The organism is Cyclobacterium lianum (genome assembly GCF_900143075.1).
GTDB classification, from domain to species: domain Bacteria; phylum Bacteroidota; class Bacteroidia; order Cytophagales; family Cyclobacteriaceae; genus Cyclobacterium; species Cyclobacterium lianum.
Window position 1 is genome coordinate 210,671 of the sequence record NZ_FRCY01000006.1, and the last position, 19,365, is coordinate 230,035.

General features: G+C 47.7%; 13 protein-coding genes. 4 read left to right on the forward strand and 9 right to left on the reverse strand.

Going from position 1 to position 19,365, the window contains the following annotated elements; genetic code table 11:
- Nucleotides 1-131 precede the first annotated feature (131 nt).
- A complete protein-coding gene (locus tag BUB19_RS12160; RefSeq protein ID WP_073094914.1) occupies nucleotides 132-2,429 on the forward strand; it encodes a hypothetical protein in 2,298 nt (765 codons plus the stop codon).
- A gap of 270 nt (nucleotides 2,430-2,699) precedes the next feature.
- On the opposite strand, the gene parS is transcribed toward BUB19_RS12160, so the two are convergent.
- From parS to BUB19_RS12180, 3 genes are all read right to left on the reverse strand, one after another.
- A complete protein-coding gene (gene parS / locus BUB19_RS12170; protein ID WP_073094817.1) occupies nucleotides 2,700-3,206 on the reverse strand; it encodes a type II RES/Xre toxin-antitoxin system antitoxin in 507 nt (168 codons plus the stop codon).
- Between the two features lie 280 nt (nucleotides 3,207-3,486).
- Nucleotides 3,487-4,026, reverse strand: coding sequence for a glycosyl-4,4'-diaponeurosporenoate acyltransferase CrtO family protein (locus BUB19_RS12175; RefSeq protein WP_245802841.1), 540 nt, complete (start codon nucleotides 4,024-4,026; stop codon nucleotides 3,487-3,489).
- 95 nt (nucleotides 4,027-4,121) lie between these two features.
- Nucleotides 4,122-4,613: a DUF1569 domain-containing protein gene (locus BUB19_RS12180; protein WP_245802842.1), complete on the reverse strand. Its 492-nt coding sequence runs from the start codon at nucleotides 4,611-4,613 to the stop codon at nucleotides 4,122-4,124.
- 567 nt (nucleotides 4,614-5,180) lie between these two features.
- On the opposite strand from BUB19_RS12180, the gene BUB19_RS12185 reads away from it, so the two are divergent.
- Both BUB19_RS12185 and BUB19_RS12190 read left to right on the forward strand, forming a co-directional pair.
- Nucleotides 5,181-5,450 (forward strand): ribbon-helix-helix domain-containing protein, encoded by a 270-nt coding sequence (locus BUB19_RS12185; protein ID WP_073094818.1) that lies wholly within the window; start codon nucleotides 5,181-5,183, stop codon nucleotides 5,448-5,450.
- The gene (locus BUB19_RS12190) at nucleotides 5,443-5,733 is read left to right on the forward strand and encodes a type II toxin-antitoxin system RelE/ParE family toxin (protein ID WP_073094819.1); all 291 of its coding nucleotides are present in this window, start codon (nucleotides 5,443-5,445) and stop codon (nucleotides 5,731-5,733) included. The genes BUB19_RS12185 and BUB19_RS12190 overlap by 8 nt, the downstream gene beginning before the upstream one ends.
- A gap of 194 nt (nucleotides 5,734-5,927) precedes the next feature.
- Here BUB19_RS12190 and BUB19_RS12195 read toward each other — a convergent pair whose 3' ends face one another.
- Both BUB19_RS12195 and BUB19_RS12200 read right to left on the reverse strand, forming a co-directional pair.
- Nucleotides 5,928-7,586, reverse strand: a complete 1,659-nt coding sequence (locus BUB19_RS12195; RefSeq protein WP_084097227.1) for a DUF5060 domain-containing protein — start codon at nucleotides 7,584-7,586, stop codon at nucleotides 5,928-5,930.
- A 401-nt stretch (nucleotides 7,587-7,987) separates the two neighbouring features.
- A complete protein-coding gene (locus tag BUB19_RS12200) occupies nucleotides 7,988-9,367 on the reverse strand; it encodes a serine hydrolase (RefSeq protein WP_073094820.1) in 1,380 nt (459 codons plus the stop codon).
- A gap of 273 nt (nucleotides 9,368-9,640) precedes the next feature.
- On the opposite strand from BUB19_RS12200, the gene BUB19_RS12205 reads away from it, so the two are divergent.
- On the forward strand, nucleotides 9,641-10,564 hold the full coding sequence (locus BUB19_RS12205; protein WP_073094821.1) for a hypothetical protein: 924 nt from the start codon (nucleotides 9,641-9,643) through the stop codon (nucleotides 10,562-10,564).
- A 78-nt stretch (nucleotides 10,565-10,642) separates the two neighbouring features.
- Here the strand turns inward: BUB19_RS12205 and BUB19_RS12210 are convergent, their stop codons facing one another.
- From BUB19_RS12210 to BUB19_RS12225, 4 genes are all read right to left on the reverse strand, one after another.
- Entirely contained in the window at nucleotides 10,643-12,847 is a 2,205-nt protein-coding gene (locus BUB19_RS12210; RefSeq protein WP_073094822.1) for a DUF5916 domain-containing protein, read from the reverse strand.
- A 92-nt stretch (nucleotides 12,848-12,939) separates the two neighbouring features.
- A complete protein-coding gene (locus tag BUB19_RS12215; RefSeq protein WP_245802843.1) occupies nucleotides 12,940-14,178 on the reverse strand; it encodes an alkaline phosphatase family protein in 1,239 nt (412 codons plus the stop codon).
- Between the two features lie 77 nt (nucleotides 14,179-14,255).
- Entirely contained in the window at nucleotides 14,256-16,055 is a 1,800-nt protein-coding gene (locus BUB19_RS12220; RefSeq protein ID WP_073094823.1) for a RagB/SusD family nutrient uptake outer membrane protein, read from the reverse strand.
- A 12-nt stretch (nucleotides 16,056-16,067) separates the two neighbouring features.
- Nucleotides 16,068-19,301: a SusC/RagA family TonB-linked outer membrane protein gene (locus BUB19_RS12225; protein WP_073094824.1), complete on the reverse strand. Its 3,234-nt coding sequence runs from the start codon at nucleotides 19,299-19,301 to the stop codon at nucleotides 16,068-16,070.
- Nucleotides 19,302-19,365 lie beyond the last annotated feature (64 nt).

Here is a 19,365-nt window from a genome sequence, read left to right on the forward strand (position 1 = left end):
CTGAATCAATTGCCTTGCTTAGGAACCAAACCGCTCATCAGGAATCGAGGCTGCGTAGTGGCCCTTTTCGAGGGTACCTGGTATAGGATATAGACTGCTTATTTATTCCACATTTTACCATGATCTATCTGATGAGTCGATTACTGAAAGTAAACATTTTTGTGTTGCTTACTGCCATTTTCAGTCTGCCATTGGCAGCCCGGCAAACGCTATGGGAGCCACAGGCTGACAAGGTATTTCTCCAGGAAAAAAGTGAAATCGTTCGCACCACTGGGCCGGTGACTCAGGTAGCACAAATGGGAGAACGTTCCTTTGCCGTATTAGATGGGAAATTTCAGGAATTGAGAAATGGAAGCCTGGAGCCTGTGTCAAACGGTCCTGAAGAAATAAACAAAGTAGAAGTACATGACCATATTGCCTGGATAATGGCTTCTTCCGGTTTTTTCAGGTTTGATGGGAATGATTGGCAAAAAATCAGCGATGACAGCTTTGTAGATGTGTGCCTGCATCAGGAAAAAGTGCACGCAGCTACCAGGGATGCCATTTACGTATATGAAGGTGGGAAATTGACCAATATTGAACCCGAAGGCGGATACCTATCCAGTGATGTAACTATGCTGATGGAAGATGGCACCCAGGTTTTGGCCGATCCGGTTAAACCCGGCCCGATCATCGCCATTGCCAGCTACAGCGGTACGCTACACATACTTCAGCCTGGAAAACTGGTGCAGCTTTCTGGCAGGGTGATCAACGAACACCTGATCGACTGGGGAACTCTGCCTTCAAAAAACACCTTCGACCTGATGTCCGTGGGGAGTCGCTTATTTGTAAGCACCGACAGGGGATTGGGGGTACTCCGAGGCGCTTCCCTGCAACAAATCAAAGGCACTGAGGGCCTTCCTGTAGAAGATACCCGGCAACTGGCACAGGGATTTGACCAGGATATGTGGATAGGCACCACCCGGGGGGCTATTCGCATGCTGGAAGACGATTGGCATTATTTCGGAGCCGACCACTGGCTGCCGGACAATCGGGTCAACGACATAGCCGTAGCCGAAAACGAGGTACTGATTGCTACGGATGGCGGGATCGGCATCATCCGTTACGAACCCTTTACCCTGCGAAAGAAAAGCGACCACTACGAATACTGGCTGGACCGGTATGGTCACAAACGAATGGGCTTTATCCACACCATCCATCAATATGAAAATGAATGGGTACGGGAAATCAGCGACAACGATGGTGCCCATACCGCCACCTACCTTTCGGCGATGAGTTACAAATACGCCGTAACCGGCGAAGAAGCTGCCCGAAAAGAGGCGGTGGATGCTTTCCAGGCTATGTTGTGGCTGGAACGGGTCACACCCATCGACGGCCTGATAGCCCGATCGATATGGTCCAGGAAGGGTGACAAGGGAGAAATGGGGCGAAGGGGATCCGGTGGCCTGCCTGCTAAATGGAATGCCACCGCAGATAGCCTCTGGTATTGGAAAGGGGATGCCTCCAGCGATGAGATCATCGCACACTTCTACAGTGTGTCCTTGTTTCATGATCTGGCTGCCAGGGGCGAAGAAAAAGAACTGGCCAAAGAACACATGCGGCGTATTGCTGGCTATATCATGGAAAACGGCTGGGTGCTGATCGATGCTGACGGGCAGACCACCCGCTGGGGTCGCTGGAATCCCGAATACCTGCTGCGCCCCTACGGCTGGACAGACCGGGGCGTGAATGGGCTGGAAGCCCTGGCTTTTTCCTACGCTACATACGCGTTGACCGGGGAAGAGCGTTTCAAAAAGGGTTATGAGCAACTGGTGGATTGGGGCTATGCGGAAAATACCGTCAAGCAGAAAAATACCTTCCCCCCTTCTCAGATAGCTCCCTGGGACGACAACCTGGCCTTTGAAGCGTACAATACCCTGCTGCGCTATGAGAAAGATCCCGTCCTGCGCTCCTTTTATTTGAGGAGCCTGGAAAGAACATTTGAGATCAAACGCATGGAGAAAATCCCCTGGTTCAATTTCACCTATGCGGCCATGACCGGAAATGATGCTGACCTGGATGCCGCCGTACAACATTTGCGGGAATGGACGCTGGATTGTACCGAGCACAATTACCGCAATTCGCATCGGGATGATTTGTTTGTGGAAGAAGGTTATACCTCCTACGAGGGTGGGTTGAAAGCCATATCGCCAAGGGAGTCTGCCGTCACCCGCGGCGCCAGAAGGGCGATCGTACTGGATGGAGGCAGAAACAGCAAGCGCATCATGGAGCCGGTAGGCTTTATCCGAGACTACTGGATGGGCCGGCATTACGGCCTGATCCTGGCCCCGGATACGGAAGATCCGGAATTGTTGGAAGTGAAAAAAGGTTCAGGAGAAAATCCGGGTGCAGCGCCTTATGAGGGGCCGGATAGGCCGGATTTTCTGTAGTTTGGCGAAAAATGAGGATTTTACATTGGCCTATGGGCACGATAATTTGTTTTAGGCCTGCTTCATTGCTGAATTTTGAGAAAACCTTTTTTAATCAATTGCCTACGGCTTTAGCTGTAGGTATTATAGGGTCTGGCAGTGCCCGCGATGCCGACGTGTAAACCAAATAAGTATTGCGACTGTTCCAGCGAAATCCATCTGTTAAAGCAGCTCCTTGACCCGTTAACGTGCTTTTTAGATATTTCTCTCTTTCAATTCTGTACACCTTCATCAGGCCAGGTTCCCGTATTCCAATCTGTTAAGACTATTGCTAACTTCGTGAATCCCTGTGATAGAATCAAATAGACTTTCCGGAGTGACACCCCCCAATGATATATTTGGTTTTTTAAGCCAGCGTTGAAACTTTTCAACCTCGTCGTTAAAAACCGATACCCCAAAATCCATTAACTCCGTCAAGACCAGAACCATTTCACTATCTCTTCCACTGAGTAATTCCTGGTCTCTCTTTTTCTTGTTGTAGGTAGTCTGAGGGATTCCGAAAAGGCGAAGAAACTGTTTTACGGGCAAAGCAGCCCTTTTACTTAAAACGTCAATCGCCTCATAAGGAAGGCCTTTTCTGATGAGATTAACCCTATCCATCTTGTTGGCCCAGGCATATTCACCTGTACTGACTGTAATACGAGACTCTTGATTTTTTGACCTTTCCTTCCTAGCCCGCTGTATGCTTTTCTTTGTGTCGTAGCTTCTTCTTGAAATTTCATGTTCTTTGGTCTCCATAACAACATATTTACTTTAAATGTACAACAAATTAACTGCAATTTCAATTCTGATAAGTGAACCCACTTCGATGACATTCCTTGAATAACTACTAATAGTGTTCATTTATGAAGCAGTGCAAATTAACGTGTCACCCTTTCCATGTATTCGGATCAATCCTCGCTATCCTGATTTCCTAAACACCTGGTTAAAGTTAAACGAGGGTAAAAAATTCAGGTAAACAGTAGCTTAAGATTACTGGCGGTTGGCTGAGCCCCCTAAAGTAAAGGCCGTAAAAGTATTAATTTGACAGAATACCCCGCAGCCTTGGCCGGTTGTACCGTTGAAGGGCAATGGGATACAGGTTCAGTAGGATATTTAGCAAAAGGAGCCATACAGACTGCCGAAATCCATAGGAAAACGCCACCACAATACCGAAAATCAGTACGATAATGAAAATAATTGCGTGGCCGAACTCCGATTGACGGGTTTTATATGCCAATTTTGTTAGGGTTTCCCTGTCTTTTTTTATCGGGTTGGCCGCTTTGGTCAGTTTCTCCCACTTCACCCACACCAGCAACTTCCGGAATAAATCTACCCCAAAACGTTTGTAAATTTTTCCATCCGCTTCCCATTTTTTTGAGTCAAACCAAGTCATGTTTAATTTTGGCTGGAATGTTTCTGTGAAGGCCAAAACCCCCGTCATCAATAAGAAATTTAGAACCCATGCGAATACAAAGGTGTGCAGCCCCTGCCAAATGCCTACTGCAATGATGCCGGCAAGAACAAAAAGCCAGGTCAGACCCAGGGTTGCGTATTTTCGAATCCGCTTTTTTTCCATAGCCAGATTAATCTATCAGGTAAACAAAAGTGGACCATCAGAGAGGTCTGCAAAAGAAGAAAAACCCGTTTGCAGCCTACCAAAATACAGCACATTCATACCCCAAACTGCGTCAGGTGGTGGTCCAGGTGCTTGTAAAACATATTGTTCCACTCCGCTATGGTTAGTTTACCAAAGGACAGGGACTCCCTTCTGTCAAAGTGGTTTTCTCCCAATTCAACGGTTTTGTTGAGGTATTGGATCAGGCGATTTTTCTCTTGCTCAAAATCCCGTTCATCGGACACGATAAATGCAGGTGCCGTACGGACATTCCTTTTGTAAGGGGTTTCACTTACAACCATCTGCTTTACAAAGGCCTTAAGGACTTGTCGCATCAAAAAATTGGGTTTGGGATGTTTGTTTTCATAAGCCATTTCATAGGTGACGTTGCAATGTGCCAGCATTTGGGCCACGTTCATTTTTCCCCATTGCGGCTGGGTACCGGGGGAAAGGGAGTTTATCCGCCGGATCAGCTCCGCTGTTACTTCTTTGTCGAAAATAGTGGGTAAAGCCATATTGTCTGTAGTTAGCTTTGGTAGTGATACCATTTTTAAACCAAATTTTTTCCTTGAGCATCAATTGATTACAATTTGTTTCACAGAACCCGGGTCATACTTAAAATAAATGATACTCCCTCCAAATCAACACCAAAAGGCCTATTCAACAATATACCCGTAAAAAGTTAATTTACAAAAGCTTGATTTGCCTGAATAATCTTTTCCAAAAAACCATCAGCCGGCTCTTAAACCAGCTTAATTTTTGCTTTAAGAAATTCTCTACCTGGTAATTTATCTATAGTATCCTGTGGTGCTAAATTTTGGCACAACCTGGATTGGAGAGTATGAAAACAGTTTATTACTCTAAAAATGGAATCCGCAGCACAGTGGAAAAATTATTTAAGTGTATTCGGGAATTTTTTTTACGCATGACCTGAGACCAAAGGCAAGATTTTTTGAAATTAGTACCTTTTTACTTAAATGCAATGCTGGCGAACACCTACTCGTTTGTATTCTTTCTGATAAACCAATATTTCTTTCTGCTTGCTTTCGATTCACATTAAATGATGTTAAATTTACAGCATATTTACAGCGTTTTTAGGATAAAAAATAACAATTATGAGCAGAAAAACGATTGATTTTGGCGAGCACTTAGACCGATATATTGATTTAGCAGTTAAGCAAGGTGGATATAAAACCGAAGCTGAATATCTGCGGTATTTGGTTCGGAAAGATGAAGAGCGCAACAGGGCGTTTTTGATTACCAAAGCGGATATTCAAGAAGGACTCGAGAGTGGTACCAGTCCTAAAATCAGGACCTCAGAAGAAATTGTAACATTTGCAAAGAAAAGAGCCCTGAGAAAAACCGATGTAAAACCGCATGGCTAATTATATTTTATCTGTCAAGGCAGACGAAGATTTGGACAGTATTGCCGATTATTCATTAGAGAAATGGGGTGAAAAACAAACCCTTGAATATCTTGACGAGCTGCTCAACTGCCTTGAAAAAATCGCAACAACGCCAGAAATTGGACGAGATGCCTCGGAATTATCTCCACATCTTAAACGCTATAACTACAAAGCCCATACTATTTTTTATGTAATTACCAGTTCGAAGATAATGATCGTGCGTATTTTAGGACAACAGCAAGATTTTCGGCGACATTTATAATTGGTATCCTGGGAATGTCCCTCCAAGAGCAGGCTTGCCTTTTCTAAGTAGGCCGTGAATTGTACACTTTTTTGTGTTTGAACCACTTGAATATCCGAATGATTCCTGGTCCGAGGTATTTCCCGTCATTTTTTTAACCTGTGTCCATCTGTATAATCTGAGGTCCTAAATTTAGTTTTTCCTCATCAAGCATTTCACCCCTCCTCCACAATCACCACCGAATCCTGATACTGCCAGGGGCTGATCAACTCCATCCAGCCGGACCAGCTTCGGCTGCCCTGTTCCCGGAACTCTCCGGTGAAAATATTGAACCAGGTGATCTTAAAGGTGCAGCTTTCCGGCTTTGGAAGCACTGCATTGACCCGCTCGCTGTCTTTAGGAATGAACATCAGGTACAGGCCCTCCCCGTTGCTTAGCGCGTAGCCATTGGTGGCCAGGTTGTCCGTTCCTATCCGGCTATTGGTCGTGATTTTGGGGTAACTGGGTTGCAGCTCGTTGAAGTTGAATCGGGTAAACAGCCCTGCCAGGTGCTTGTAGTAGTCAAACCGCGGCGGTTCAAAATCCTGCTCCTCCTCAAATGGATCGTGGACCACGATGTTCCAGGAGCTGTTCTGCCAGTAATAGGAACCGTACACTCCGGAAAAAACACACTCATAAGTCCTGACCAGGCAGGTTTCCGGACTGGTGTAATTGCCAACAAAGGTGCGATAAGGACCGGTTTCATAGCCCCCGTGTTCGATGTTGACCACCGGCTTACTGGCATGAGTGGCCCTTCCCTGAAGCATCAGGGAATACAGATTGGACCGCCAACTCTGAATGGAAATAAAATCCACCAGCTCCCCGTTCCGGGAGTTGAACTCATAATCATGGACAGTGAGCAAGCGGTTATACTTGTCCTTTTCCCTGATCCTGCTGATCCGCTCCTGTATGTACGCCGGATCGGCCCGTGCGTAATCCAGTGCTTCTTTGGAAACATCCCAGATCACATTGGAAAAAGCCTGATAGCGATGGATAATGTAATCAAAATAAAGGTTGTCACCAGTCGAATACATGTCCGGCCAATTGACCAGCTTGTTCCAGACATAGATCATCAAATGGGCATCCAGCCCTTTGCCCTGCATGCTGGCCAGAATGCGGTCCCAATGCTGAAAAAGTTCCAGGTTCAGGCGACTGAAATCCGGCGATTCGTTGCTGCCTTCCCAGGCCGAATAGGGCGGTTTGCCGTAGAAATATTTATCAGGCACATCATCCGCCACGCCCCAGCCTACATCGTAAGCATAGATATTGGCCACCACATGATTAAACCCGTTATCTTTTACGTGATCAAGTAATTGCTCTGTTTTGGGCATGCCCTGGTCATTTCCATAATCCAAGGCAAACAACCAATCCAGTTCAAAGGCCAGCATAAAATGGGGATCGCCGTTATCGTAGGCAAAGGCCTGGGGATTTTCCGGATCGATGCCCACCGCTCCTTTTTGCTCGGGCCGGGAGTTGGGTTGCACATGTAGTTCCCCGGTCAGTCCACTGAGTTTGGGTTCGGAGGAATAGGTGACAAAGTGCCAGGTGCCTTGCTCGGCGGCCGAAAAGCGGCTGATCCATTCGTTTCCGCCATTGTAAAAGCCAGTAAGGTCCAGGAGCTGCCCATCGGGTCCGGTATAAATGGCCCCGAATGTTATGTCAAAGGGATTGGTACCGGGATCGGTTTTGGCGGAAAAGACGATGTCGTTTACCTGCCATTGATCGATTTGCAGCAAAGCTCCCTTTTTGAATGGGGAAGTTTGTATTTGAGCTATGGAAAAGGATGGGAAGATCAGTAATCCTACAAAAACGAAAGAAAAAGCTTTTTTTAACATGACCCAATAAGCTATAATTTATGTATACGGTATACTTTTTGAAATATAAGCAATTTTATGCTGATGACCGAAAAATACCTGGGTTTTAATTCGGTTACCTGGAAGCAACTTGTGTAGGTAGCTGGGACACGAAAGGGTTGGGGTTTGTGTAGGTTCGAATGGTCGGGATGGGCTCGAAAAGGAAACCTTTCCCTCCGCCGCGGCGGAGGGATTTGTGCGCATTTGGGTGTGGTGGAATTCCGAAGCCTTGCCGTCCTTCAGTCCGGTAAAAATACCTGAGGTTAGCGGCAGATCGCCATTTCAGCAAATGCCAAAGGGAGGCTGAGCCTGTCAGTGTCGGGAGGGATTTTTTTGCGTAAACTTCAATAAATCTGTGCTTCAAATAGTAAACAAAAACCGATTTATTTCACTTTCTTTCCCTGGGTTTCGCTTCCTCCCTGAAAGAGAGCAAGACTTTCCACCACACCGTCTTTCCGTTCAAAGGATACCTTTGCCTCCACCACTGTCAGGTAAAACAGGGAATCGCTTTCTGCGTATAGTTCGAAGCGTGGCTGAGCGGTGGCTTGTAAATAAAGCTGCATCCCCTCCCTGCTAATGGTGATGCTGAATTCCGGCGCAAGTTCATACACCCCTACGTATTCCTCCAGCGTGGATTCGGCTACATCCACGGCCTGAGTTCCAGATTTGATGTCGGCCAATTTGGACCCCGGATCGAGCAGGTGAAAGCCAATATCATCCGAACCAGTAGAAGAATTGGTAAGCAGGACCACCCCAACTCCCGTTTCTTTCACAAATCCTACAAAGGTACGGTACCCACCGGTACCCCCATTGTGCCAGATGACATCTCCGTCTTTACCTTCCTTGATATGCCAGCCCAGGCCTACTTTCATCTCCCCGGCCTTGCGGTGCCGGACTTTGTGAGAAAGTGCCATGGCCTCTGCCAGCTCACTTTCGAAGTACCGCAAATTGGCGGCTATGAACCTGGCCATATCGGCAGCGGAGCTTCTGATCGCACCAGCACCGGCCAGCGTAGGAATGTCCCAGTTTTCGACGAGCTGCCCCCCACTGTGTCCAGGTGCCAGGTGCTCCTGCATGCTGTCCGTAAGCCGGATACGGGTATCCCCCATGCCCAATGGATTGGCAATGACCTGCACCATCAGGTCCTCATAGTTCATATCTTTGTTTTGCGCCAGGATGTGCCCCAGCAGGCCTTGAGCAAAATTGGAATATTCGTAGGCATCACCCACTTCCCGTGTGGGCTCGAAATCCGAAATAAAAGCATACATCTGATCCACCGTATAGTCGGCAAAGGGATTATTGGGATTGGCCGGGGCGAAATTATCCGGCATGCGAGGAAAGCCGGAGGTATGATCCGCAAGATGCCCGATGGTAATTTCAGCCTGACCCTTTCTGGCGGCTGTTACCCCCTCCGGTAAAAAGCGATTGACCTCGTCTTCCAATTTGATGTCTCCATCCAGCACCTGCCGGGCAAGCAGGACTCCGGTAAATGCCTTGGATATGGACCCGATTTCATAAACGGTATGCTGATCCACTGCCTGACCACCTTCGCTGGCTTTCCCAAAATTAAAGAATGTTGTGCCAGTTGTGTCAATTAAAGCAATTGCCATACTTGGAGTAACCCCATTTGCTATCCGTTTTTCGATGCTTTCTACGACTTCAGGAGGAAGAGTTTGGAGCGTTTTTTTTCCCGAATCTGTTTGACATTGAAAGCCGGCAAGAGCTATCAAATAAATAATCAGTGTAATTCCAACCCGGCTCATGTATTTCTAATTTTTTTTTGTCGTCTATAAACCACCCCTTACAGCAAGTCCGGCTAAGCTGTCCGAACCTACTGGAGCAGAATGACCTACGGCTTTTGCTTCGCCAATTCCAGCCCAAAATACTCTTTTTATATCTTACCCCAAAATCAGGGATATGACTTGTTCGAAATGGGCCTCTGGTAAAACAACTCTACAAATTTTATCCATCAAACTGGTACTGCAATTAGAAAATTGGTAGTTTTAGTATACCTCATTCATTCAACCATCCTGCACATGATTACAGCAAAAAATTGCCTACTCGCTTCACTATTGGCACTGCTTACTTTACCCGCTTTTTCAGAGATCGAAAAGGTTTCCTTTCGGGGATGGACGGATTGCTACCGCATGCACAACGAGACCGTAGAGGTCATTATCCATGCGGCAACCGGTGGCCGTGTTTTGGCCTATAGCATAGGTGGAAAAAATATCATTTATGCGGATTCCCTCCAGGATGGTAAGGACTTCGAGGAATGGCAAAAGGAACGCTTTGACCCTGATGGCGGTCGGCTGGACTACGGTCCGGAAGGGATCACCCAAAAGCTCCATGCGGCCACATGGATGGGTCCCTGGCAGGCCAGAATTGCCGGACCTTACAGATTGGTGCTTACCAGTATTCGAGACCAGGATCTTGGACTATACAGCCAGCGGGTTTTTACCCTCTCTACGGAAGGGAGTCATCTGGAAATTCTTCAACAGGCGGAAAACATTAGCCAGGATACCCTGATCCGACACTTCTGGAGCCGTACCCTGGTGCGACCCGGGGGCGTACTCACTTTGCCGCTGGATCCGGAACACAGCCGCTTTGCATCCGGCTACGGCCAGTTTGAATGGCGACCCAATCACATCAATCCTCAACCGGAACCCGATGAGCGGATATGGGTTCGCGGAAATGTATTGCACTTCCATGCTGTCGGATCGACCATCAAGGCTGGCAGCGATTCCTCGGCAGGATGGATGGGCTACCAATGGGAAAACCTGCTTTTTATCAAGCGTTACCCGGTGTCTGCCGACGCTTACTATGCGGGCAGCGAACACATGATGGGTATTTTCTTCAGCAATGGTCTCTTCGCTGAAATGGAGCCCTGTAGTCCCACTTACCAGATCGCACCGGGAGAGAAGATAGTGTTTACCGAGCATTGGGAGATGATCGAATTGTAGGTATACCAGACGGTCTTACCGGATCGGAAAACTTTGGCCTTAAACAGTAAATTTACGTTTTGCCACCATTCAGCCTGTTTACAAATTCAGCCAATAGTTTAACTTCATCACGAAGGCCCTTTGTTTGGAAGCGAAGGTATCTGGAAAATAGTTATCTGTATAAACTACAAAAAGATCCGAAACAGGGGCATAGCGCCATTGAACGCGGGTATTGATGTTGATATTGTCGATCTGGTTGTTGTACTGAATAAAAGTGGTCCAAAACAAGCTGCGGGTAAAGGTAAGGTCGATGCGGGGCCCGATCAGGAAGAGGTCGGCATCTGTTTGTGGCTCGGGAAGGCGAATGCGACTGTAGCTCAAATTCATGGAAATATTAGCCAGGTATCCGATACGCCATTGCAGCATTCCGGTAAAATTGGCCATAGTACCACTGTAATACCCGCCTATCTGTCCGGTACCTCTCAGGGCCAATGCTTTGCGAGGATCTGTACGAAAATCTATTCCCAGGTAATTGTAGCGGTATCCAGTTCCTTCCGGTAAAGGTTCCCCACCGGTACGTGTGGGGTCAAACGGAAAAAAAAGGTAGGTATACTGGTTGTTTGCACTCAGGGTAAATTCGGCAAAGGAGTGAAGCTGAACCAGATAGTTCAGGGTATGTAACTCGTCCGTAATGCCCAGGCTGGCATTCCACAGGGTTTCCGATAAAAATCCCGGGCCATGACGGTTGACATGTTTTGAATCGGGAAAAAACCGGTAGCCGATTTCCGGCGCGATGCGCTGGTATCCGGTCCGGGGGGTGTAGCCCACCAGCGGATTGTAATTTTCTCCCACGTAAGAATAAGCCATTCCCGCATTGAAATTCAGGTCATTGAATGCGAGCTGCACATGTCCGGTACCGGTATCTTTGTCTACACCCTTTTCGAATGTACGGTGGTAAAAAAACTTGCCGCTCCATCGGTTGTCCTTGGAAAAAAGGTTGTAATCAATACCCGCCAGCCTGTTGTGGGCACCGTTGACCAGGTTGGTCTTTTCCATATCCAGGGTCTCCCGGTTGATCAGCATGATGCCCACATTTGACCGGTTGAATACCTTGCGCTGCAGGGCGGCCACGGAAAAATTTTTTCCTGTTATGCCCCGTAAAGGGTCACTTCCGGTTTGCATGTTCATTGCACCAATGCGCCAGTCATCGGTAAGTTTTCCGCTCAGCCTGGCCCCGTATAGAATCTGATTCTGAACATTTTGTCCGGTAGACTCATCCCGGTCTACGCCTATTCGGCGTGAAAAAAAAGGGCGGATCCGGTCCGTTCCAAAATCTGCGAACAGATCCACATTCTCCAGAAAAAACTGGCGGCGCTCAGGAAAGAAAATCTCAAATCGGTCCAGGTTGGTCACCTGTTCATCCACCTCCACCTGAGAGAAATCCGGATTGACAGTAAGGTCCAGATTCATGGCCGGACCCAATCCGATTTTGGCATCTCCGCCAAAGGAAGGTTTAAGCGGTTCACTATACCCCTCCAGATAGTTACTGGATGTAGCCATTGCCGCATAGGGGATCAGGGAATAGTTACCTCCAGACTTTGGCAAGGGCTCCGGAAAATACAAATTCCGGGAAAATGCCATATGGGTAACATTGAAATTTCGGGGGATGGGTGTCCATGTAGTCTTTTCAGAATACTTGCTGTCGATGCGGTAAATGTTTACATTCCAATTATCGGTGGCGTCCTTGTAGCGAAGGGTTGAAAAGGGAATGGCAATCTCCGCTACCCAACGATCTTCCAGGATACTTGCCTCAGAATACCACTTGTTGTCCCAGGCCAGGTTAAAATCCGTCGGCAGCAAGCCCCCGTTGCCCATCATGGCCTCTCGTTGAACGCCGTAAGGATTGACCCCAAAGATGTAGCCGTTGGTCTTGTCATTAAAAGTATCGATGACGAAACTGATGCCATCATTCTGATTGCCACGAAAATCCCGGCGTAAGGAAGTACTTACGTATTTCTCCCTGGGCTCCGGGCTGAGCATGATGGCGGCAATGTAAAGAAACTTGTTATCGTAGGCAATTTTGACTCTTGTTTCAGCGATTGCCGGCAGGGTATCCGTCGGAAAGGTCTGAATGAACTCATCAATCCAGCCGTCCTCCTGCCAGATTTGCTCGTCCAGTTTGCCATCAATCGCGATGGCTTCGCTGACCTTTATTGCATACATCCCATTTACTCTCCCCTCCTGTCCGTATGCAATTAAGTTAGTTAAAAAAGCAATAAAATAAACAAAAATTAGTTTTTTCATTAAATATGGCGTTTAAAGCCCAAGTTAGGGCCTTAAACACCAAATATATCACTAGATTTACACAAATGGTTGCTTTATTGGCTGAGCAGGCATCAATCCGCGTTACTGACCCACACATTTGCATACCCTGAGGGCAATTCCAACACCACTTTCAGGTTATTGTAGTTGGCCTTCAGGTCAAAGGCAGCTGACTCATTATCCAGATTTACTTCTCCAAGCAAACGGTACAAATCGGAATTGCCATAGCGAAATTGATTGGTAGAGGTGGCCCATACACGGGCAGTTTCTCCGCTGCCGTAGCTTTTCCAGTTCAGTTTCAGGGAAGCCCCGGAAAGTGTTCCCCGCAAATGTGAGGCATAAGCCTCTCCCAAGAGGGAGATGCCATCAACTTCCATGGCCTGATTTTTTGGTATGTTGAGGTCAAGATAGGAGGCTATTGTTGGGAAGATATCTACAATTCCGGGAGTCTGCGAGGCAACTTCATTGAATTTCCTGTTGGCCACAATCCAAGTGGCTCTTTCCGCTTCAGACTGGCCCCCGTGGTGAAAGCCTCCTTCTCCCCTGCCGTGGTCCGTAGTGATCACAATCATCCAGTCCTCGCCCTGTTCATTTTCCCTCATTTTGATGGCATCCCAGATCAGGCCGACTTGCCTGTCGGCTTCCTGTATGGCCTGATCCATCTGAGGACTCTCCCCATACTTATGCCCCATATCATCGGTATATTGCAGGTAAACCCAGGTCAGGTCGGGAGCCTTTGCAGCAACCTCTGCGGCAGCATAGGCAGCCACTTCCTGGTCTATTTTATTGATATAATCGCTTTTATCGTCGTGTGGATAGCCCAACGTATCTACCTCCAACCCATCGAAGTGGTAGTCCAGGAGAAAATTACCCGTATCCTCCAGGTTTTCACCGACCAGCTTGGTTCGGTTGTCCAGCCAGGTAGAGTAAACTGCCGTTGTTTTATCGGGATATTGCTTTTTAAAATGCCGGAAAATGGTCCAGTAGTGGTAATTGGGCTGCCTGATACTGTTACCTTTTACATTGTGCTTGTTTACCCAGACACCCGTGAGCAGGCTATTGTAACCGACGGCTGAAATGGTTGGCGTTTCGGAGTATCCTCCTGCTTCGCCACCCACATGAGCTTCGTAATATCCTCCCCTGTCAGCGATTTCATCCAGGTTAGGCGTGGGATTTTTCTTCAACAATTCACGCTGTATGCCATCTAAGATGATAAACAGGGCTTTTTTTTCCTGAGCTTTTGCCTGAAAAGCCAGAGACAAAACAAAGAAGAAAACGATATAGCAGGTCCTATGCATCATATTTTGGTTCATTTAAAATTTGTTTGACAAAAAAAAGTAAGCCGCCCGAAAGTTCCGGCAGCTTACTTATGAAAATCTGTTACAGGAATTTATTCCCATCCGAAGATCTGCTCCAGATTGGGATTCAGGGTCACCTGTTGAAAGGGAATGGGCCTGTAGTAAAACTTCGGGTCTTCAAAGTTTCTGGCGGTTGTTTCCGTGACCAGGGTTCCTCCCTGGGCACCATTTTCCAGATAAACAGTCACATTATCATCAACCGTACCGGCCTTGTAATAGATCAGCATTTTGCCCAAAGCATTGGTTTCCTTCTGCGGATCGCCGGGGATATCAGCATCCTTATCTATCAAAATGATGTCTTCTATGCCATCACCTGTCATGTCATATTTTCCCAAACCTGGAAAATACATGCCTTCCGGAATGTTTTCCAGTAACTTTCCGGCCGACCATCGCATCAGGTCATCATAGCGATACCCCTCGAGCGCAAACTCCACTCTTCTTTCCCTGCGGATCTCCAGTAAAACACCCGTCATGGGTCCACTCACCTGAGGGTACCTGTCCATCAGTACAGGGTCAGGCTGAGCATTGGCCTGCGAGAGCTGAAGATCAGCCACACCAGCTCTTTGGCGCAGGAGATTTACAGACATATCTATATCGGACTGGCTAAGCGTACCGAGTTCAGCCATAGCCTCTGCATAGGTAAGCAATACCTCAGCGTAGCGGTAAGATGGATAATCCAGGCTCCCCAGAGCTACATTGTCTGTAGTATTGTTGTATCCTTTTTGCTGGAAATATCCCGTGAAATTCCTGTTCAGAATAGGTATAAATTCGTCCGGTTCCGGCTCCCGCACCCAGCCAGGGTAAACCAGGGTTTGAGACAATCGTGGATCTCTGTTTTCAAATTCCTCTACATAGCTGAGTGTTTCGTATCCTGGCTGATCCGTAAAGCGTGATCCGTCCCGCATCAGGTAGGTCTGAACCAGATCTCTCGATGGGGATTGTTCGTAGGTTCCAAAAACAGTGTAATTGATATCACTACTTTTATCCTTATTCAAGTCGTAGGGATTGAAAAGGATCACCTCACTGTTGCCCGACAGATCCTGGCTGTTAAAGAGGGCCGCATAATCGCGCTCTGGATTGCCTGTCTGGTGCAGCGAGAAATTTCCGGAATCCATGATTTCCCTGGCCAGGTCTCTTGCAAGAGTTAGGAACTCATTGGCAGATCCCTGAAGTCCCAATTCATCGTGGTATTTCCGGTAGGTACCTTCGTACAAAGCCACCCGTGCAAAAAAGTTTTTGACTGCCCAGTTGCCTGGTGTGCCACTGGGGACATCTTCTCTTACATGAGCTGCCGCGAATGCCAGGTCTTCCATCATCCCTGCCACGACGGTCTCTCTCGAATCCCTGCCCTTGTACAACAACTCTTCATCGGACGGATTCAGCAACTGATCGTACCAGGGCACATCCGAATAACGCTTCACCATGTTAAAATAGAATAACGCCCTGTAGTACCTTGCCAGACCCTCGTAATGCTGGATGGCTTCCGGGCTGGCATCGGCATTCGGACTGTTTTCCAGAAAATAATTGATATTCCGGAGCCTTCCCCAGTTCCATCCTCCGGTGATGTTCTGAGAGTTAGGAGAGCCGGTCAACATGCTCTTGATTTCGATAGCGCCGGTTGTAGCCATATTATCGCTGCTTTGGTCTTGCTGGTATTCATACATCCCAGGCAGAGAAAGCAGCCCATTGACATATAATCTCAGGTCTTCCTCGGTCTTAAAGAATTCCTCGGGGGAAATAGAAGTCTGCGGATACCTGTCCATAAAGTCCTCATCACAGGAGGAAAGACAGAGGAAACCGAGTATTGCTATGTATATGCTATATCTTTTCATTTTTTCTAGATTTTAAAGGTCAATGTTCACACCAAATGAATACCTTCTCTGGAAAGGATAAGACCAGCCGTAACCGTTGTTTACCGATTCGGGATCCACAAAGGATTTGATGGCCGAAAATTCATACAGGTTTTCTCCTGTTACGAAAATTCGAATCCGGCTTGCGTTGATTCTTGCGGCCAGTTCCTGAGGCAGGGAATATCCCAGAGTGAGATTTTTTACCCGCAGGTAGGCGGCGTTCAGCAAATAGCCGGTCTGCGGGATATCCAGCCCCGATCCGTAGTTGTTGTCCGCCAGCCAGGATTGCAGTACCGGGTACCTGGAATCCAGGTTTTGATCTGCCAGTCCTGCATCCAGATAGGACTGGCTGTGCTGGGCGCGCAAAGCCTCGCCATCTGCCTGACCCCGATAAAAATCCAGGTTCCACGGATATATATTGGCATAGGGCTGCTGGTAAGGACCCCAGAAAAGGTAATGCTGAGGATAATAATCCTGACGACCTACACCCTGAAGGAACATGGATATATCAAATCCATTCCAGGACACATTCAGATTGGTGCCTATCTGGTATCGGGGCCGGCTATTGCCAATGACAGTAAGGTCTCTTGAATCGGTCTCTGTCAGTCCCTGCTCAATTTTACCATCGTTGTTCAAATCTTCGTAACGTGGCCAGCCGGGTACGATATCCAGCGCTCCCCAGGGTACAATGGCCGTTTGATCCAATTGGCTGATCTCATCTTCTGAGCTAAACATCCCATCATTGACCAATCCCCAGATTTCACCTACTTCCTGCCCAACACGATAGTTGGAAAGCAATCCCTGCTCGTTTTCAAAACGGGTGATGAAGGATCTTGAATCAGACACAAAAAATTTGGATGAAAACTGTATGGGTTTTTCGTAGCTTCCAAACTGGTTTCGATAATTCAACGTAAGTTCCCATCCCTTGGTCTGCAGGTCTGCTGCATTTTGCTGCGGCGGTGAGGTCCCCAATACACCTGGTAATTCTACGGGATTGGTAAGCATGTCTCTGGTGTCCCGGATAAAATAATCGAAAGTAGCGAAGAACCTATCCTCCCAGATTCCGAGGTCAAGGCCAAAATTGGTGGTAACCACCCTTTCCCAGGTATAGAAATTAGGATCTACAGCAAGCTCAGGAGCACTATTGACCACCACCTGCCGATCCCCGCCAATCAGGTAGTTGGAAAGGCCGGTAGGCAAAGCCTGCAGGTAACCGAAGTTAGCCACATTTTGATTTCCCAGGCTGCCGTACGAGCCCCTGAGTTTGAGTGTTGGGGCGGCTCCCATGGCCATGTCCTGAAAGAAGCCTTCGTCGCTGATGATCCAGGCACCGGATATGGATGGGAAGAAGCCCCATCGGTTAGAGGAAGGAAAGCGGGAAGAACCGTCATACCTGCCGTTAAATTCCAGAATATACTTGTTGTCATAGGTATAGTTGGCCCTGCCAAATACACTTTGGGTGGCATAGGAACTGTATCCGGGTCGGATAAACGAATCTCCTGTGGTCAGCCCCAGATAGGGCAGAGAGGAGGATATCAAAACCCTTCTCTCAGATTCGACAGAGGAATAGGAGTAGCTTTCCTGGTTGTATCCGGCAAGAATGTTGACAGAATGGTCACCGAAAGTTTTGGTATAGTTGCCATACAGATCAAAAATGGTGTTTTGAAGGTTGCCATTTCTTTCCGCCACCAGGCCATCTCCTCCTTCGGTCCTTACATCATCCGGACCAAATCCAATGTCAAACTTTCGCCTGTCCCAGCCATAAATCCATTGCTCTCTTTTGAAACTACCGTTTCCGGTGACAGTAAGGTCACCATTGAAAAAGGTACCAGTGGCACGGAGGATATTGTGGAAGCCAAACATGTCTTCACGGTTTCTTCCTCCGTCCACGAGCCTTGCCGCCAGCCTCCCGGCATCGGTATTGGCCCAGGTACCATCGGGGTTTTCAGCAACTTCTATCGGTGTCAGGAAATAAATATCCGTAATGTCATTGGTAGATTCCGCCCTTTTGGTCTGATAAATGTTTAGGTTGTTGTCCAGTTTCAGCCATGTTTTGGGTGTGGCAGTAATTCTGGCCCGCAGAGAGTAGCGGTCCCAGTTATCCGGTTGTAATTTGTTCATCCCATTCTCCCGGGTATAGTCCCCGGAAACATAGTAGGTCATGGGCAGGTTTTCGTTGTTTGAACTCCCGCTGATGGCCAGACTTTGGTTGGTAGAAAAGCTACTGTTATTGAAAAAGTAGCCATACCAGTCGTTGTTGCCCATGTAGGCCCATTGATTGGGATTATTGGGATCTACCCTGACATCCTCCACCGAGGGATCTGCAGATCTTTCGCGCGCCCACTGGTAATGAAAATCATTGAAATTGATGTAATTCCAGGGCGTGTTGCTGGTAGCCTGATCCATCACCCTGGAGTAAATATAAGGGTCGGTAACAGGCTCAGGGAGCACGGTAGGCTTGCCCCAGGAAAAATTACTGTTGTACGAGATGGTCTGTTTCGAGCCACCCTGCTTGGTGGTAATCAATACGACCCCAAAGGCGGCCCTTGCGCCATATATGGCAGCAGAAGCAGCATCCCGGAGTACGGAAAAGGACTCAATGTCTGCGGGGTTCAGACGCAACAGGTCTTCGTATGCGACCGCAATTCCGTCAATGACGATCAGTGGTCCACCGCCGTTAATGGAAGTAAAGCCCCGTATGTTTATATCCGGAACAGTGCCGGGACGCCCACCTGAGTAGGTGATATTCAGGCCGGGACTTGCACCCTGCAAGCCCTGCATGACATTGGCCACCGGACGGTTGATGATGTCTTCGCCAGACACCTGGTCTACCGCTCCCGTCAGGTTGATTTTCTTTTGTGTACCGTAGCCTACTACCACTACCTGTTCCAGCAGCGTTTCTTCAGGCCTGAGCGTCACATCTATGGTATTGCGATCTCCGACAACAATATTCTGGGTTTCGAATCCAATGAATGAAAACACCAGTTCCGATTGCTCAGAGCTCACTTCAATACTGTATGCTCCGTCAATATCAGTAATGCTGACGTTATTTCCCCCTTTTTGATAAACGGAGACACCTGGTAATGGCAGATCTTCTACCCCATCTTTAACGGTACCGCTGACCACCATTTGGGCCAGTGCTGACCATGTCATCATCAAACTCAGTAGCAAGGTCATAAAACCTGCTTTTCTGTTGATGTAGTTAAACTGTTGTAAATCTTTTTCCATGTATTATTTAGGTATTGGTGATAAAATATATTTGGGAACGCATGCAAGTTAAGCGACCCATATT

Coding starts and splice junctions, on each gene's coding strand:
- BUB19_RS12160 (WP_073094914.1), top strand. CDS start 132: ATGAGTCGATTACTGAAAGTAAACATTTTTGTGTTGCTTACTGCCATT.
- parS (WP_073094817.1), bottom strand. CDS start 3,206: ATGGAGACCAAAGAACATGAAATTTCAAGAAGAAGCTACGACACAAAG.
- BUB19_RS12175 (WP_245802841.1), bottom strand. CDS start 4,026: ATGGAAAAAAAGCGGATTCGAAAATACGCAACCCTGGGTCTGACCTGG.
- BUB19_RS12180 (WP_245802842.1), bottom strand. CDS start 4,613: ATGGTATCACTACCAAAGCTAACTACAGACAATATGGCTTTACCCACT.
- BUB19_RS12185 (WP_073094818.1), top strand. CDS start 5,181: ATGAGCAGAAAAACGATTGATTTTGGCGAGCACTTAGACCGATATATT.
- BUB19_RS12190 (WP_073094819.1), top strand. CDS start 5,443: ATGGCTAATTATATTTTATCTGTCAAGGCAGACGAAGATTTGGACAGT.
- BUB19_RS12195 (WP_084097227.1), bottom strand. CDS start 7,586: ATGTTAAAAAAAGCTTTTTCTTTCGTTTTTGTAGGATTACTGATCTTC.
- BUB19_RS12200 (WP_073094820.1), bottom strand. CDS start 9,367: ATGAGCCGGGTTGGAATTACACTGATTATTTATTTGATAGCTCTTGCC.
- BUB19_RS12205 (WP_073094821.1), top strand. CDS start 9,641: ATGATTACAGCAAAAAATTGCCTACTCGCTTCACTATTGGCACTGCTT.
- BUB19_RS12210 (WP_073094822.1), bottom strand. CDS start 12,847: ATGAAAAAACTAATTTTTGTTTATTTTATTGCTTTTTTAACTAACTTA.
- BUB19_RS12215 (WP_245802843.1), bottom strand. CDS start 14,178: ATGAACCAAAATATGATGCATAGGACCTGCTATATCGTTTTCTTCTTT.
- BUB19_RS12220 (WP_073094823.1), bottom strand. CDS start 16,055: ATGAAAAGATATAGCATATACATAGCAATACTCGGTTTCCTCTGTCTT.
- BUB19_RS12225 (WP_073094824.1), bottom strand. CDS start 19,301: ATGGAAAAAGATTTACAACAGTTTAACTACATCAACAGAAAAGCAGGT.